Source organism: Variovorax sp. Root434, from assembly GCF_001426595.1.
GTDB lineage: Bacteria > Pseudomonadota > Gammaproteobacteria > Burkholderiales > Burkholderiaceae_C > Variovorax.
In genome coordinates this window covers 577,911-593,705 of record NZ_LMEK01000012.1, presented here as the reverse complement: position 1 = coordinate 593,705, position 15,795 = coordinate 577,911, and the positions used below count along the sequence as shown (strand labels likewise).

Annotated in this window: 14 protein-coding genes; 7 read left to right on the top strand and 7 right to left on the bottom strand. The window is 68.1% G+C overall.

Features of this window, described 5'->3' with window-relative positions; all coding sequences use genetic code 11:
• Positions 1-3: 3 nt before the first annotated feature.
• The 4 genes from ASD05_RS13315 to ASD05_RS13300 are packed head-to-tail and all read right to left on the bottom strand — an operon-like array spanning position 4 to position 4,912.
• Entirely contained in the window at positions 4-1,197 is a 1,194-nt protein-coding gene (locus ASD05_RS13315) for an acyl-CoA dehydrogenase family protein (RefSeq protein WP_056592800.1), read from the bottom strand.
• A 4-nt stretch (positions 1,198-1,201) separates the two neighbouring features.
• Positions 1,202-2,056, bottom strand: a complete 855-nt coding sequence (locus ASD05_RS13310) for an enoyl-CoA hydratase family protein (RefSeq protein WP_056592798.1) — start codon at positions 2,054-2,056, stop codon at positions 1,202-1,204.
• Entirely contained in the window at positions 2,053-2,535 is a 483-nt protein-coding gene (locus ASD05_RS13305) for a MarR family winged helix-turn-helix transcriptional regulator (protein ID WP_009124835.1), read from the bottom strand. The genes ASD05_RS13310 and ASD05_RS13305 overlap by 4 nt, the downstream gene beginning before the upstream one ends.
• A gap of 1 nt (position 2,536) precedes the next feature.
• Positions 2,537-4,912, bottom strand: coding sequence for a bifunctional salicylyl-CoA 5-hydroxylase/oxidoreductase (locus ASD05_RS13300; RefSeq protein WP_056592795.1), 2,376 nt, complete (start codon positions 4,910-4,912; stop codon positions 2,537-2,539).
• Between the two features lie 131 nt (positions 4,913-5,043).
• Between ASD05_RS13300 and ASD05_RS13295 the strand changes: the two genes are divergently transcribed.
• Together ASD05_RS13295 and ASD05_RS13290 are read left to right on the top strand one after the other, a co-directional pair.
• A complete protein-coding gene (locus ASD05_RS13295) occupies positions 5,044-6,312 on the top strand; it encodes an SAM-dependent methyltransferase (protein WP_056594366.1) in 1,269 nt (422 codons plus the stop codon).
• 11 nt (positions 6,313-6,323) lie between these two features.
• A complete protein-coding gene (locus ASD05_RS13290; RefSeq protein WP_056592792.1) occupies positions 6,324-6,647 on the top strand; it encodes a DUF1840 domain-containing protein in 324 nt (107 codons plus the stop codon).
• A 109-nt stretch (positions 6,648-6,756) separates the two neighbouring features.
• On the opposite strand, the gene ASD05_RS13285 is transcribed toward ASD05_RS13290, so the two are convergent.
• Positions 6,757-7,785, bottom strand: a complete 1,029-nt coding sequence (locus ASD05_RS13285) for a Bug family tripartite tricarboxylate transporter substrate binding protein (protein WP_056592790.1) — start codon at positions 7,783-7,785, stop codon at positions 6,757-6,759.
• A gap of 66 nt (positions 7,786-7,851) precedes the next feature.
• The gene (locus tag ASD05_RS13280; protein WP_056592787.1) at positions 7,852-8,778 is read right to left on the bottom strand and encodes a LysR family transcriptional regulator; all 927 of its coding nucleotides are present in this window, start codon (positions 8,776-8,778) and stop codon (positions 7,852-7,854) included.
• Positions 8,779-8,901: 123 nt separating this feature from the next.
• Between ASD05_RS13280 and ASD05_RS13275 the strand changes: the two genes are divergently transcribed.
• From ASD05_RS13275 to ASD05_RS13255, 5 genes are all read left to right on the top strand, one after another.
• The gene (locus ASD05_RS13275; RefSeq protein WP_056594363.1) at positions 8,902-9,666 is read left to right on the top strand and encodes an SDR family oxidoreductase; all 765 of its coding nucleotides are present in this window, start codon (positions 8,902-8,904) and stop codon (positions 9,664-9,666) included.
• Positions 9,667-9,854: 188 nt separating this feature from the next.
• A complete protein-coding gene (xylF, locus tag ASD05_RS13270) occupies positions 9,855-10,877 on the top strand; it encodes a D-xylose ABC transporter substrate-binding protein (protein ID WP_056592784.1) in 1,023 nt (340 codons plus the stop codon).
• Between the two features lie 96 nt (positions 10,878-10,973).
• Positions 10,974-12,164: a sugar ABC transporter permease gene (locus ASD05_RS13265; RefSeq protein WP_007830539.1), complete on the top strand. Its 1,191-nt coding sequence runs from the start codon at positions 10,974-10,976 to the stop codon at positions 12,162-12,164.
• Positions 12,165-12,465: 301 nt separating this feature from the next.
• Positions 12,466-13,266 carry an ATP-binding cassette domain-containing protein gene (locus ASD05_RS13260; protein WP_056592781.1) on the top strand — a complete coding sequence of 267 codons (801 nt, stop codon included), beginning with the start codon at positions 12,466-12,468 and terminating at the stop codon, positions 13,264-13,266.
• A 1-nt stretch (position 13,267) separates the two neighbouring features.
• Positions 13,268-14,431, top strand: coding sequence for an ROK family transcriptional regulator (locus ASD05_RS13255; RefSeq protein ID WP_056592779.1), 1,164 nt, complete (start codon positions 13,268-13,270; stop codon positions 14,429-14,431).
• Positions 14,432-14,435: 4 nt separating this feature from the next.
• On the opposite strand, the gene ASD05_RS13250 is transcribed toward ASD05_RS13255, so the two are convergent.
• Positions 14,436-15,707, bottom strand: a complete 1,272-nt coding sequence (locus ASD05_RS13250; RefSeq protein ID WP_056594361.1) for a helix-turn-helix domain-containing protein — start codon at positions 15,705-15,707, stop codon at positions 14,436-14,438.
• Positions 15,708-15,795: the final 88 nt, after the last annotated feature.

The following is a 15,795-nucleotide window of genomic DNA, read 5'->3' as shown; positions in this document are numbered from 1 at the left end:
TGTTTATCCCCGCAGAACGGATTTGCCAATGATCAGTTGTTGAACCTCCGTCGCGCCTTCGTAGATGCGCAGCGAGCGGATGTCGCGGTAGAGGCTCTCAATCTTCGTGCCAACCTTCACGCCGAGGCCGCCGTGCATCTGCAGTGCCATGTCGATCACGCGGCTGGCGTTCTCGGTGGCGCACATCTTGGCCATCGCGGCAGCGGCCGACACATCGCCGACCGCAGGCGCGCCGCGCTGCTCGGCGTCATCGCGCATCCATGCGGCGCGGTAGGTGAGCAGCGCCGCGCTGTCGATCAGCGCGGCCATCTCGCCGAGCTTGGCCTGCGTGAGCTGGAAGTCGGCGAGCGTCTGGCCGAACATGCGCCGGTTCTTCGAATGCGAGATGGCTTCGGCCAGTGCGCGGCGACCCATGCCGAGCGCTGCCGCCGCCACTGAGGCGCGGAAGATGTCGAGCGTGCGCATCGCGAGCTTGAAGCCGCCGTTGAGTTCGCCGAGCTGCGCCGTGCGCGGCACGATGCAGTTCTCGAAGCGCAGCGTGGCGAGCGGATGCGGTGCCATCACGTCGATGTGCGCGGAGGTGTCGAGACCGGGCGCCGTCGCGTCGACGATGAAGGCCGTGATGCCGCGCGTGCCGCCCGTGGGATCGGTCTTCGCGAACACGCAGTAGAAATCGGCGATGCCACCGTTGCTGATCCAGGTCTTCTCGCCATTCAGGCGCCAGCCGTCGGCGGTCGCTTCGGCGCGCATGGCCATTGCACCCACGTCGGAGCCTGCCTCGGGTTCGCTGAGCGCGAAGGCCGCGATCTTGCTGCCCTTCGCCACGGCCGTCAGGTAGCTTGCATGCTGTTCTGGCGTGCCGGCGAGCGTGATCGCACCGCTGCCGAGGCCCTGCATGGCGAAGGCAAAGTCGGCGAGCGGCGAATGGAAGGCGAGCGTCTCGCGCAGCAGCACGAGTGCGCGCGAGTCGAGGCGCTCGAGCGCACCGCCAGCGCTGCCGGGCACGGCATAGCGCAGCCAGCCGCCGTCGCCGAGCCGCTTCACCCAGTCCCGGCACGCCGCGCGGTCATCGCGCTCGTCCACTTCCTGTGCGGCGGCCCAGGGCAACAGGCCATCGGCCAGTGCGCGATGTGCATCGTCGAAGAACGGCAGCGCGAGGTGCGCGGTCGACGGCGGTGCGGGTGCTTTGGTCATCATCGCGTCAATCTCCGCCGAACACGGGTTTGCGCTTGGCCGCGAAGGCCTCGTACGCCCGCTTGAAGTCTTCGGTCTGCATGCAGATCGCTTGCGCCTGCGCCTCGGCCTCGATGGCTTGATCGATGGTCATGGACCATTCCTGCGACAGCATGGTCTTGGTCATGCCATGCGCGAAGGTCGGGCCCTCGGCCAAGTCGCGCGCCACCTTGGTGGCGGCTTCGAGCAACGCATCGCTTTCGTGCAGGGCGTTGAAGAAGCCCCAGGCATGGCCTTCCTGCGCGGTCATGGCGCGGCCGGTGAACAGCAGTTCCGACGCACGGCCCTGGCCGATCACGCGCGGCAGCAGTGCACAGGCGCCCATGTCTGCACCGGCAAGTCCAACTCGCGTGAAGAGGAATGCGGTGCGCGTGGCCGGCGAGCCATAACGCAGGTCGCAGGCCAGCGCGATCATCGCGCCGGCACCGGCGCACACGCCGTCGATGGCGCCGACGATCGGTTGCGGGCAGGCGCGGATCGCCTTCACCAGGTCGCCCGTCATGCGCGTGAACTCCAGCAGCTCGGGCATGCGCATGCCGGTCAGCGGGCCGATGATCTCGTGCACGTCGCCGCCCGAGCAGAAGTTGCCGCCCGCGCCGGTCACGACGATCACCTTCACGTCGGTGGCGTAGGCCAGTGCGCGGAACAGATTGCGCAGTTCGGCGTACGAGTCGAAGGTCAGCGGGTTCTTGCGCTCGGGCCGGTTCAGCGTGATGGTGCCGACACCGGCTTCAAAACTCCACGCGAAGTGTTCGGCCTTGTAGGCCGCCTTCGCCTCGAATTGCGCGCGCATGGGGTTGCCTGCGCCGATGTAGTGCTTCATTCGGTCTCCGCCATCAATAGTTGGTTGTGTGAGTGTTGCTTGACCTTGCCGAGCAGCTTGTGGAGCTGCGCGATCTCCTTGCCGCTGAGGCCCGCGAAGGCCTCGACGATCCAGTCTTCATGCTGCTGCGCCATCTCGTTGAAGAGCTTTCGCCCGCGCGCGGTGAGCCGCACGCGCCACGCGCGCCGGTCGCCCTCGACGTTGATCCGCTCGACCAGTCCTTCGGCCACGAGCTGGTCGGTGATGCCGGTCACGTTGCCGCCCGTCACCATCATGCGGCGCGAGAGCTCGTTCATCTTCAGCCCGTCGGGCGAGCGCTCGAGCTGCGACATCAGGTCGAAGCGTGGCAGCGTGGTGGCGAACTGGGAGCGCAGTTCGTTGCGCACCTGCTTCTCGATGAGCTGGGTGCAGGTCAGGAGCCGCAGCCAGAGCCGCAGCGCCTCGGGGTGTTCGCTGTGCGCGCGGGCTTCGAGGTCCATGTCAGTGCGTCTCCTCGTTGTTCTGTGCCGTCACCGCAGCCGCGGCCATCTGCTGCTGCTTCGCGATCTCGCGGTACATCTGGTCGCGGCCGCTCAGGTATTGCTTGGGCCAATCGACGTCGCGGCTCTGCAGTTTGGCGGCCTCGTGCAGCGTCCACGCGGGGTCGGCGAGGTGTGGGCGGGCCACGGCGCAGAGGTCGGCGCGGCCGGCGGCAATGATGCTGTTGGCCTGGTCGGCATCGGTGATGGCGCCCACGGCGATGGTCGAGATACCGACCTCGTTGCGGATGCGGTCCGAGAACGGCGTCTGGTACATGCGCCCGTACACCGGCTTCGCGGCGCGCGTGGTCTGGCCCGACGACACGTCGATGAAATCGGCGCCGGCTTCCTTGAAAAGACGCGCGACCACGATCGCATCGGCATCGGTGTTGCCGCCGGGCGCCCAGTCGTGCGCGGAGATGCGCACGCTCATCGGTTTGTCCGCGGGCCACACAGCGCGCACGGCGCGGAACACTTCGAGTGGGTAGCGGCAGCGCGCCTCGATGTCGCCGCCGTATTCGTCGGTGCGCAGGTTGGTGAGCGGGCTGATGAAGGCCGACAGCAGGTAGCCGTGCGCGCAGTGCAGCTCGAGCCAGTCGAAGCCGCATTCGGCGGCGCGGCGGGTGGAGGCTACGAACTGCTCGCGCAGCGTGTCCATCTCGGTGCGGGTGATCGCCGCGGGCAACTGGTTCTGCTCGCCGTAAGGCACGGCACTCGCGCCGAGCACCGGCCAGTTGCCGCTTTCGAGCGGTTCGTCGGTGCCTTCCCAGCCCACGCGGGTCGAGCCCTTGGGGCCGCTGTGGCCGAGTTGCATCGCGATCTTCGCGCTCGACTGCGTGTGCACGAAATCGACGATGCGCTTGAATGCGGCCTGCTGCGCGTCGTTGTACAGGCCCGTGCACGCCGGCGTGATGCGGCCTTCGGGCGTCGGGCTCGTCATCTCGACGAACACCATCGCGGCGCCGCCGAGCGCGCGGGCGCCCAAGTGCACCAGCAGGAAGTCTTGCGGCACACCGTCGACCGCGCTGTAGGTGGCCATCGGCGACACGAGGATGCGGTTCTTCAGCGTGAGCCCGCGCACCTTGTACGGCATGAGCATCGGCGCCATCGCCTTGCCGCCTGCGAGCCACTGCTCGTAGCCGCCGAGCCATTGCGTGTCGCGCACGCGCAGGTTCTCGTGGCTGATGCGCTGCGAACGCGTGAGCAGCGAGTAGGCGAACTGCTCGATCTGCATGCCCGTGTAGCGCGGCACGTTCTCGAACCACTCGGTGGAGTTGCGCGCGGCGTTCTGGATCTTCAGCACCTCGACGCTGCGGCGCGCCTCGTAGCCTTCGAGCACATGGTCGACCGTGCCGCCCTGCGCGAACTCGTTGGCCAGGTCGATCGCGTCCTCGAGTGCGAGCTTGGTGCCCGAACCGATCGAGAAGTGCGCCGTGTGCGCGGCGTCGCCCATCAGCACCACGGGCACCGAGCGGCCTTCGACGTCGATGCGGTGCGTCCAGCGCTCGCACACCACGCGCGGAAAGCGGATCCAGTTGGCCGAGCCGCGCAGGTGCGTGGCGTTGCTGATGAGCGGGTGGCCGCCCAGGTACTTGGCGAACAGCTTCTCGCAGAAGGCGATGGCCTCCGGCTGCTCCATTTGGTCGAGGCCGTGGGCCTTCCACACGGCCTCGGGCGTCTCCACGATGAAGGTCGAGGTCTTGTCGTCGAACTGGTAGGCATGGGCCTGGAACCAGCCGTGCTCGGTCTGTTCGAAGGCGAAGGTGAAGGCGTCGAAGGTCTGGTGCGTGCCCAGCCACACGAAGCGGCAGTTGCGCAGGTCGATGTCGGGCTTGAACACGTCGGCGTAGCGCTGGCGGATGCGGCTGTTGAGGCCGTCGCTGGCAATAACCAGGTCGGCGTTGTACTTGGCGGCGATCGCCTGGTCGTCCGTGGCGTCGGTTTCGAACACGAGGTCGACGCCCAGTGCCAGGCAGCGCTCCTGCAGGATGTTCAGCAGCCGCTTGCGGCCGATGCCGCAGAAGCCGTGGCCGCCCGAGCGCACCTGGCGGCCCTTGAAGAAGACCTGAATGTCGTCCCAGTGATGGAACTCGTTGCCGATCAGCGCCGCGGTTGGCGCATCGGCCGCGCGCAGGTTGCCCAGCGTCTGGTCGCTCAGCACCACGCCCCAGCCGAAGGTGTCGAAGGGGCGGTTGCGTTCCACCACCGTGATCTGCAGCGCGGGGTTGCGCGCCTTCATCAACAGGGCGAAGTACAGGCCCGCCGGCCCGCCGCCGATGCACAGGATGCGTTGGAGGTCCGAGGCGGGAGCGGGTTTGACCGTGCTGAGGCTGTTCATGGTTCAATAGTTTAGACATAAACGATTTGCTGTCAATGCCGATTCGTAACGACCATCCGGCGCGCGGGTCGCGGCTTCGGCCGACAAGGGCAGTCATGCAAAAACTTTGAAAAATCAATACCATGGGCTCCATGCAAAACTTGATACCCAAGATCGAGTCGCAGCTGGCTTCGCTGCCTGTCCCCATCGCGCTGGAACTGCCCGATGGCCGGCGCGTTGTCCAGGCGGGAGCCCGTGTCACGCTGGCCTTCAAGGAGTGGGCGGTGCTCGCCAAGCTGGCAGCGCGGCAGGTGGGCGCCATCGGCGAGGCGTACGTCGAGGGCAAGGTGCAGATCGAGGGCGCCATGCGCGACCTGATCGACGCCACCGTCGGCATGCTGCCCGGCAACCCGGCCGAAACCGACACCGGCTGGTGGAGCCGCCTGCAGCACATGGCCAAGTCGCACGGCTCGCACTCGCTGCGCAAGGACGCGGCCCAGATCGAGTTCCACTACGACGTGTCCGACGACTTCTACGCGCTGTGGCTCGACCCGCGCCGGGTCTATTCATGTGCGTACTTCCGTACGCCCGATCTCACGCTGGCGCAGGCGCAGGAAGCCAAGCTCGACCACATCTGCCGCAAGCTCATGCTGCAGCCGGGCGAGCGCTATCTCGACATCGGCTCGGGCTGGGGCGCGTTGCTGCTGTGGGCGGCCGAGCATTACGGCGTGGACGCCACCGGCATCACGCTGTCGAAGAATCAGCACGCGTACGTGCAGCGGCTGATCGCGGAAAAGGGCCTGCAGGGCCGCGTGCGCGTCGAACTGCGCGACTACCGCGAGCTGTCGGTCGACCAGCCTTTCGACAAGATTTCCTCGGTCGGCATGTTCGAGCATGTGGGCGCGGCCAACATGCCAACCTACTTCCGCAAGATCCATTCGCTGCTGAAGCCGGGTGGGCTGGTGATGAACCACGGCATCACCTCGGGCGAACTCAACTACCGCCAGCTCGGCGCCGGCATGGGCGACTTCATCGAGAAGTACATCTTCCCCGGCGGCGAGCTGCTGCACGTGACGCATGTGCTGCGCGAGACGGCCGCGGCCGGCCTGGAGATGGTCGACACCGAGAGCCTGCGCCCGCACTACGCGCGCACGCTATGGGCTTGGTCGGATGCGCTCGAGGCACAGCTCGATGCGGCGCGCGAGGTGCTGCAGCGCAGCGGCGGCCGCCAGAGCGACAACGCCGAGCGCATCCTGCGGGCCTATCGCCTGTACCTCGCGGGCTCGGCCATGAGCTTCGAGCAGGGTTGGATCTCGCTGCACCAGATGCTGTCCACCAAGCCAGACGGCAAGGTCGAACACGGCGTTCTGCGCGGCGCGCAATCGGTGTACCCTTTTGCCCGTGACTACATCTACAAGTGAGTGAGAACACCATGCTCTATCGATTCCAGTCCCGAGCCTCTCCCGACTTCGTGATGCTCGAAGTGCATGCCCGGCAGTTGTTCGACATCGTCGGCAAGTCGGTTGCACCGCAAGGCATCATCACGGTCGAGCAAATTCCGGGCGCCATTGCGGCCCTCGAAGCCGCGCTGGCGCGCGAGGCCGCCAACGCCCACAACAACGACGATTACGCCGTCGAAGGCCACGCCAGCGAGGCCGAGAAGCAGCATGTCGGGCTGCACCAGCGCGCGATCCCTCTGCTGCATATGCTGAAGGATTCGCTGGCCGAGAAAAAAGACGTGACCTGGAAGACCTGATCGAACGGTCCCAGTCGCGAGACGCCGCGGAACCGGCTCTGCCGGGCCGCAGGCGTTGCCCCCTGCAAGGGGTTGGCGTCAGCGACACGAAGTGCGCGAAGCCTGGGGGTCAGTCAACTTTCGCGCCGGAGTCCTTCACCACCTTGGCCCACTTCACGTGCTCGCTCGCAATGAGCTTCGTGAAATCGGCGGGTGAATTTCCGCTCGGGATCGCGCCCTGCGCGAGCATCTTTTCCTTGATGGCCGGCGTGCTCAGCGACTTGGCCACTTCCTGCTGGATGCGGTTCACGATCTCCGGTGAGGTTCCGGCCGGGGCCAACAGCCCGAACCACGAGCTTGCCTCATAGCCCTTGAGCGACGGGCCTCCCGCTTCAGCCACCGTCGGAATGTCCGGCAGCGCGGGCGAACGCTGCGCGCTCGTCACGGCCAGCGCGGTGAGCTTGCCGGCCTTGATCTGCGCCATCGACGAGGGCAGGTTGTCGAACATCACGTCGGCGTTGCCGCCCACCATGTCCAGCAGCGCCGGGCCGGAGCCCTTGTACGGGATGTGGGCCATGAACGTGCCAGTCATGCTCTTGAACAGCTCGCCGGCGAGATGGATCGACGTGCCGCTGCCGCTCGACGCCATGTTGAGCTTGCCCGGGTTGGCCTTGGCGTACTTGATGAAGTCCTGCACGTTGTGGATGTTCAGCGTCTTCGCCTTGTCGGCGTTCATCTCCATCACGTTCGGCACGGCGGCCACCAGCGTGATCGGGGCGAAGTCCTTGATCGGGTCGAAGGGCAGCTTGGGGTACAGCGCGCGGTTGATGCCGTGCGTGCCCACCGTGCCCATCAGCAGCGTGTAGCCGTCGTTCGGCGCGCGCGCCACGAGTTCGGCGCCCACGTTGCCGCCCGCGCCCGCGCGGTTGTCCACGATGAACTGCTGGCCGAAAGCCTTCGACAGCTCAGGTGCGACGGCGCGCGCCAGGATGTCGGTGGTGCCGCCGGCCGCGAAGGGCACGACGATGCGTACGGGCTTGGTCGGCCAGGTGCCTTGGGCCCATGAAGGAGCGGCCATCAGCGTGAGGGCGGTGGCGACGGAAGCGGCCAGCGCGGTGCGGCGATGGGTCCGGAAGGAAGAGCAGAAGAAAGAAGTCATGCGCGCGTTTGTACAGGCGCGCGCCGCGCACGTCGCGGGTGAAAACCCCGTGAGCTGGCAGGCCGCTCAGGCCACCTGCATCCGCTGCGCAAACCGCTCGTCGAGAAAACGTTCGAGCACGAAGTCGATGAACACGCGCGTCTTCGGCGGCAGCAGCTTCTTGCTCGGGTAGTACAGCCACACCGCGCCCGCATCCTGGTGCCAGTCGGGCAGCAGCCGCAGCAGCTCGCCGCTGCGCAGGCCGCGCTCCACGAAGGGCATCGGCAGCATCGCCACGCCCAGACCCATCAGCGCCGCATGCGCGATGGCCTCGGGGTCGTTGAAGATCGCGCGCGGCCGGGGCAGTTCCACCGTGGCCTCTTCGCCGCGCGCATGCCGCAGCGTCCAGCCGCGCAGCCGGCCCGTGGGCGAGGAGCGGCGCAGCAGCGTGTCGAGCGCCGCCAGGTCCGAGGGATGCCGGGGCCGCTCGCGCCCCTCCATGTAGCGCGGCGATGCCACGGCCACCACGTGGATGCGCGCCAGCTCCCGCGCTATCAGCCCGGCCGAGAGTTCGATGCCGCCGCCGATGGCCGCGTCGAAGCCTTCGCCCACCAGGTCCACCTGGTGGTTGTCGAAATGCCAGTCCGGCAGGATGGCCGGGTAGCGCGCGAGGAAGTCGCCCATCATCGGCAGCACGTGCTCGCGCCCGAAGGCCTGGCCCATGCTCACCTTCAGCGTGCCGGCGGGCTGGCCGTCGTCCTTGTCGATGCCGGCCACCGCCTCCTGCAGCGTGGCGAGCGCGCCGCCGATCTGCGCCAGGAAGCGCTCGCCGCCCTCGGTCAGCGTGAGGCGGCGCGTGCTGCGCTGGAACAGCCGCACGCCCAGCCGCGCTTCGAGCCGTGCAACATTCTTGCTCACGGCCGCCGGCGTCAGCCCCAGGCGCCGGGCCGCCGCCGAGAAGCTGCCGCCCTCGGCGCTTTGCACGAAGGATTCGAGGTGACTGAGCGGTTCCATGGCCGCATTGTCATTCCCATCTTCAACTCCGGGTTGAATTTGATTGCGCCGATTGACGGCTACCGTCCCAGGAATGAATTGCCGACACTGAAGGCCTTCCTCCTCCACCTGATCGGAAAAATCATGGCCTCCAACACTGCTTCTTCTTCTCCTGTCCTGGCCGGCAAGGTCGCATTCGTCACCGGCGGTTCGCGCGGCATTGGCGCCGCCATCGTGCGCCGGCTGGTGCGCGACGGCGCCGCCGTGGCCTTCAGCTACGCCAGTTCCAGCGCCCCGGCCGACGAACTGGTGCGCAGCATCCAGTCCGAAGGCGGCCGCGCCCTTGCGCTGAAGATCGACAGCGCCGATGCCGCCGCGCTCACCGCCGGCATCGACGAAGCGGCCCGCGCGCTCGGCAAGATCGACATCCTCGTGAACAACGCCGGCGTGTTCCTCGGCGGCACCCTCGACGACTTCTCGCTCGAGGACTTCGACAAGACGCTCAACGTCAACGTGCGCGCCGTGTTCGTCGCGGCCAAGGCGGCCTCGCGCCACATGGGCGACGGCGGCCGCATCATCAACATCGGCAGCACCAACGCCGAGCGCATGCCCTGGCCCGGCGGCAGCGCCTATGCCATGAGCAAGTCGGCGCTGGTCGGCCTGGTGCAGGGCCTGTCGCGCGACCTCGGTCCGCGCGGCATCACGGTCAACAACGTGCAGCCGGGTCCGGTCAACACCGACATGAACCCGGTCGACGGCCCCAACGCCGCCGCCATGCACGGCCTGATGGCGCTCGCCCGCCACGCCCGCCCCGAAGAGATCGCCGGCATGGTCGGCTACCTGGCCAGCCCGGAAGCCGCGTTCGTGACTGGCGCCAGCCTGAACATCGACGGTGGCTTCGCCGCCTGAAGCGGCGCGAGTTCGCGAAAAGGCCGGGACCTCCCGGCCTTTTTCGCGTGCGCCTTCCCCCGCATGGCGCTTCGGGAATTCCCGGATGCCCAGAGTCTCGCCCCGATGGGATAGTTAGTTCGCCCTTCAAACTAACTAATTTCTTACCGCCGGTTCCTGCGGGGCGCACCAACACTGGAGAGACATCGATGCAACTGAAACACACCCTGGCCGCCATGGCCTTCGGTTTCACGGCCGTGGGCGCCCTGGCGCAAACCGTGGTCGGCGTGAGCTGGTCCAACTTCCAGGAAGAACGCTGGAAGACCGACGAGGCCGCCATCAAGGCCCAGCTCGAGAAGCTCGGCGCCAAGTACATCAGTGCCGATGCGGGCGGCTCGCCCGAGAAGCAGTTGGGCGACATCGAGGGCCTGATGTCGAAGGGCGCCAAGGCGCTCATCGTGCTGGCGATGGACAAGGACGCCATCCTGCCCGCCATCACCAAGGCCACGCGCCAGAAAGTGCCCGTGGTGGCCTACGACCGCCTGATCGAGGCGCCGGGCGTGTTCTACATCACCTTCGACAACGTCGAGGTCGGCCGCATGGAGGCGCGCGAAGTCTTCAAGGTCAAGCCCAAGGGCAACTACGTGATCATCAAGGGCTCGCCCAGCGACCCGAACGCCGACTTCCTGCGCGCCGGCCAGCAGGAAGTGCTGGACGCCGCGATCAAGAAGGGCGACATCAAGATCGTCGGCGACGAATACACCGACGGCTGGAAGCCCGACGTCGCGCAGAAGAACATGGAGCAGATGCTCACCAAGAACGGCAACAAGGTCGACGCGGTGGTCGCGGCCAACGACGGCACGGCCGGCGGCGCGGTGGCGGCGCTCACCGCCAAGGGCCTGCGCGGCATCCCGGTGTCGGGCCAGGACGCCGACTTCGCGGCGCTCAACCGCATTGCGCTGGGCACGCAGACCGCCACCGTCTGGAAGGATTCGCGCGAACTCGGCCGCGAAGCCGCCTCCGCCGCCATGGCGCTGGCCGCCGGCAAGCCGGTCGACAAGGCCGCCCCGTGGGCCGGCGGCGCCAAGAAGATCTCGCTGTCCTCGCGCCTGCTGACGCCGGTGCCGATCACGCGCGACAACCTCGACGTGGTCGTCAAGGCCGGCTGGATCAAGAAGGACGAGCTCTGCAAGGGCGCCACGGGTGCGAGTGCGCCCGCCGCCTGCAAGTAACGAGTCTGCCAATCCGCGCCACGCGGCGTCCGGCCGGCCCCTGGGGCTGGCCGGTACGCGGTTGCGCACCTGCCGTTCCAAGGGGCACCTTCAAAAATGAGCAATGAAACTCCGGGCTGGTGGCGCCGCACGGGCATCGACCTGCGGCTGATCCTGATGTGCGTGCTGCTGGCCGTGATGGCGGTGGTGTTCAGCGTCATGTCGGGCGGCGTGTTCCTGTCGCCCGAAAACCTCTACAACGTCGCGCAGCAGACGGCCGTGGTCGGCATCGTCTCGACCGTGATGGTGCTCGTCATCGTGGCGCGCCACATCGACCTGTCGGTCGGCTCGGTGATGGGCTTCGTCGGCGTGCTGATCGCGTACCTCCAATACACCTCGGGCTGGTCGTGGCCCACGGCCTGCCTCGCGGGCCTTGCCGTGGCACTGCTCGTGTCGATCTATCAAGGCTGGCTCACGGCGGTGCTCGGCGTGCCCTCGTTCGTGGTCACCCTCGGCGGGCTGATGTCGTTCCGCGGCGCGGCCTTCCTCGTGGCCGACGGCAAGACGCAGCCGGTGAACGACGAATTCTTCCAGCGCCTGGGCGGCGGCTACGACGGCGGCATCGGCGTCACGGCGAGCTGGGTGCTCGCGGGGCTGGTCGCGCTGGTGCTGTTCGGGCGCATGCTGCAGAAGCGCCGCGCGCGGCAGCGCTACGAGATGCCGACCGAGGCGCTGTGGCTCGACGTGCTGATCACCGCGGTGCCGGTGGCGGTGGTGTTCGGCTTCGCATGGGTCATGAACAACTACCAGATCTCGTCGAAGAGCGAGCCGCAGGGCATTCCGATCCCGGTGCTGATCTGGGCGGTGGTGGCGATCGTGCTGTCGTTCATCGTGCACCGCACGCGCTTCGGGCGCTATGTGTTCGCGATGGGCGGCAACCCCGATGCCGCGGCGCTGGTGGGCATTCCGGTCAAGCGCGTCACGCTGATGCTGTTCGCGCTGCTGGCGGTGCTGGTCACGGTCGCGGCCATCGTGTCGATCGCGCGGCTCAACGCGGGCACCAATTCGCTGGGCACGGGCATGGAGCTGTACGTGATCGCCGCGGCCGTGATTGGCGGCACGGCTCTGGCGGGCGGCAGCGGCTCGATCTTCGGCTCGGTGCTGGGCGCGCTGATCATGCAGTCGCTCGACAGCGGCATGTTGCTGCTCGACGTGCCGATCGGCAAGCGCATGGTCATCATCGGGCAGGTGCTGATCGTGGCTGTGGTATTCGACGTTCTGTACCGCCGCAAGTTCGGGGAGAACTAGGAATGAACGCGTTTGCCTCGTGGGGCGATCACGCCGACGGCGTGCTCCTTTTCTCGAATGTCCCCCGTCCTTCGGGCTCCTCCCTTATTTCGCGAAAAGGAGCCCACCGCCGACGTGATCGTTCAGAGCCGTCGTTGATCGGCCGCACACCAACAGCGTGCCCTGATGCACAGGGCGCCGGGTGCTCCCCGCAGCGAAATAAAGGAGGAGGCCGAAGGCCGGGGGACATTCGCGGAGGGGAGTACCCGGCGGCCTGTGCACACGCCCTGAATGAACGACAGCAAGCCCCGGAGCCAACGAAATGAGCGACACGATCGATATCTCCAAGCCACTCGTAGAACTGCGCGACATCCGCAAGGCCTTCGGCGGCGTCAAGGCCGTGGACGGCGTGAGCGTGAACCTCTACCCCGGCGAAGTGGTCGCGCTGCTGGGCCACAACGGCGCCGGCAAGTCCACGCTGATGAAGATGCTCGCGGGCGCCTATCCCATCGACTCGGGCGACACGCTGATCGCGGGCGAGAAGGTCCACATCCGCACGCCCGCCGAAGCGCAGGCGCAGGGCATCGAGACCATCTACCAGACGCTCGCGCTGGCCGACAATCTCGACTCGGTGTCGAACCTCTTCCTCGGCCGCGAGAAGATGACGCCGTGGCGCACGCTCGACGACCACTTCATGGAAGTGCAGGCGCGCAAGGTGTTCCATCGCCTCAACAGGAACTTCACCAACATCCGCGTGCCGGTGCGCCGGCTCTCGGGCGGGCAGCGGCAGGTGGTGGCGATCTCGCGCGCGCTCTACTTCAATGCGCGCATCCTCATCATGGACGAGCCCTGCGCCGCGCTCGGCCCGGAAGAAACCGCGATGGTCGGCGGCCTCGTGAAGCAGCTCAAGGCCGATGGCGTGGGCATCTTCCTGATCACGCACGACATGCCCGACGTGTTCTCGCTGAGCGACCGCCTCGCGGTGATGAAGAACGGCAAGCTGGTCGGCACCTACCGCACCACCGACGTGACCGAGGACGAGGTGCTCGGGATGATCATTGCCGGCAAGCGGCCAGAGGGCAAAGAGCAGGCCCATCACGCCGAGACTGCAGCGCTCTCCTGATGTGACCACTATCGGCGACCAGCAACTGTTGAAGCGCATGAACCGCAGCGTGCTGCTGCGGCTGCTGCGCGCGCAGCCCGGCCTGTCGCGCGCGCGGCTGGCGAGCGAGAGCGGGCTCACCAAGTCGACCGTCAGCCTGCTGGTGCGCGAGCTGCTCGACGAAGGCTGGCTCAGCGAGGCCGGTGCGACGGTGGCCGACGGCATGGGCCGGCCTTCGACGCCGCTGCAGATCAACGTCGGCGTGCGCGCGCTGATGGGGGTGGAGATCGCCGTCGAGACCGTGCGCCTCGTGTGCGTGTCGCTGCAAGGCGAGGTGCTGCACGCCGACACCCATGCGTTGACCGACGGTTCGCCGGCCGGCGCATGCGCGCAGGTCGCGCGCATGGCCGCCGCCGCGCACGTGGTGCTCGAGCGGCTCGGCCTGCGCCTGTCGAGCATCGGCGTGTGCGTGCCGGGCGCAGTGGACGACTGCACCGGCGTGGTCCGCTTCGCGCCCAACTTCGGCTGGCGCAACGTGAGCCTGCTGCCTGCGCTTGAGAAAGCCTTTGCCGCCGTCGGCCTGCCCGGCGTCACCGTGCAACTGCAGAACGACGCCGATGCGGCCGCGCTCGGCGAGTACGAGTTCGCGGCGAGTGAAGGCCAGGACGGCGAAGACCCGCTGATTTTTGTCAACTGCGACGTGGGCGTGGGCGCCGGCGTGGTGCTGAACGATCGGCTTTTCACCGGCGCGCAGGGCATGGCCGGGGAGATCGGCCACACCATCCTCGAACTCGACGGGCCGTTGTGCTCGTGCGGCCGGCGCGGCTGTGCCGAGGCCTTCTTCGGCTCGCGCGTGCTGGAGCGCGAGGGCGCCGACATGCAGCGCGCCGCGGCCTTCTTCGGCGTGCTGCTGCAGAACCTGTGGGTTACCTTCAATCCGCGCGCGATCGTGCTTGGCGGCAAGGCCTGCGCCGACCATCGCGGCTTTGCGCAGGCAGCGTTCGAAAGCGTGAAGCGCCACGCCGACGGTGCCGGCATGCCTCCGCCCGACCTGCGCACCGCGCGCTACGGCGCGCTGGCACCCGCGGTGGGCGCGGCCGCGCTGGCGCTGCACGAATATCTGCGGCCGCTGCAGCCCGACGCAAAGGCACGCCGCGCGCGTGCGCTGGCGCGCGGCGCCGCCTGATCGATCAGGCCGGCGACGCGCCTTCTTCTGCGCCGTTGTTGTCGCGCCAGCCGTGCAGCCGCCGATAGAGCGTGCCGCGCGACACGCGCAGCTGCCGCGCCGCCTGCGACACATTGCCGCCATGCGCGGCGAGCGTTTCCTCGATCAGCTTGCGGCTGTGCTCGCGCAGCGTCGCCTGCGCAGGAGACGCAGATTCGCCAGGGTCCGCGCGCTCGCGGGCTTCGGGCGCGTGCATCCGCGCATCGTCCTGCCGCTCGAGGGCCAGCGGTGCCGCCTCGCCGGGCATCGCCACCGCATGCCTGAAATCCGCACCGTCCGCGCCCTTCAACCGTGCCTGCACCCACACGCCCAGCCCGCTCGCCAGCCGCAGCGGCTGCGCCGCCTCGCGCCGCCCGAGCCGCAGCAGGCTCGCGAGGTCGTGCCCCAGCAGGTATTCGACGTCCCGCTCGTCCGCCGCCTCGGGCAGCCGTCCCAGCAGCCGTGCGCCCGCGTTGTTGAGCCAGGCGATCGTGCCGTCGGGTGCGACGCCCGCCAGCGCTTCGAGCGGCGTGCCCAGCAGCGTGGGGCTGGCCTGGAAGCGCAGGATCAGGTGGTCGCGCGACTGCGCCTGCAGCAGCCGGTTCTCGATGGTCGTGGCATGGAGCGCTACCATCGACGCCGCGTCGAAGCCGAAACGGCGCGCCTCCACCGTGAGGTCGAGCACGCCCGCGAGCTGCCCCGCCACGTCGCGGATCGGCGCCGCCGCGCACTGCATGTGGCCCAGCACGTCGAAGTAGTGCTCCGCGCCATCGACCGCGCAAGCCTGCCCGGTGCTCGCCACGATGCCCGGCGCCGTGGTGCCGACGACGCGCTCGGAGATGTTCACGCCCACGCGCGATGTCTTGCGCAGCACCGGCTGGTGCGCGGCGGCGGGCTGCTGCGTGACGTGCACCACCACGCCCTCGCGGTCGGTGAGGATCACGCGGCAGTCGGTGCCCGCGAGCGCGTGCTCCATCTGCGCCAGCTCCTGACGCGCCGCATCGAGCAGCTCGCGGCTGCGCGCGAGCGTGGCGTGCAGGCGGCTCGGCGTGACCGCGTCGAAGGTCACGATGCGCTGGCGGTCGGTGTGCGTGCGGCTGCAGCGCATCCACGACTGGATCACCGCCTCGCCCACGAGGCCCGAGGGGCGCACGCCTTCCTCGAAGAACTGCTGCCGCGCGAGCGCCACGCGCTGCGCGGGCGTGCTGGCAAAGAGCTGGCGCGGCGCGTCCGGCGTGCCGATTCTGTCGAGGGCCATGGGTTCGCTGCCTCCCTGGGTGGGGTCGGGGTCGGGACCAGCGCTGAATGTGTTCCGCAATGGAACAGCGCCGGACTGGGGAAATCCC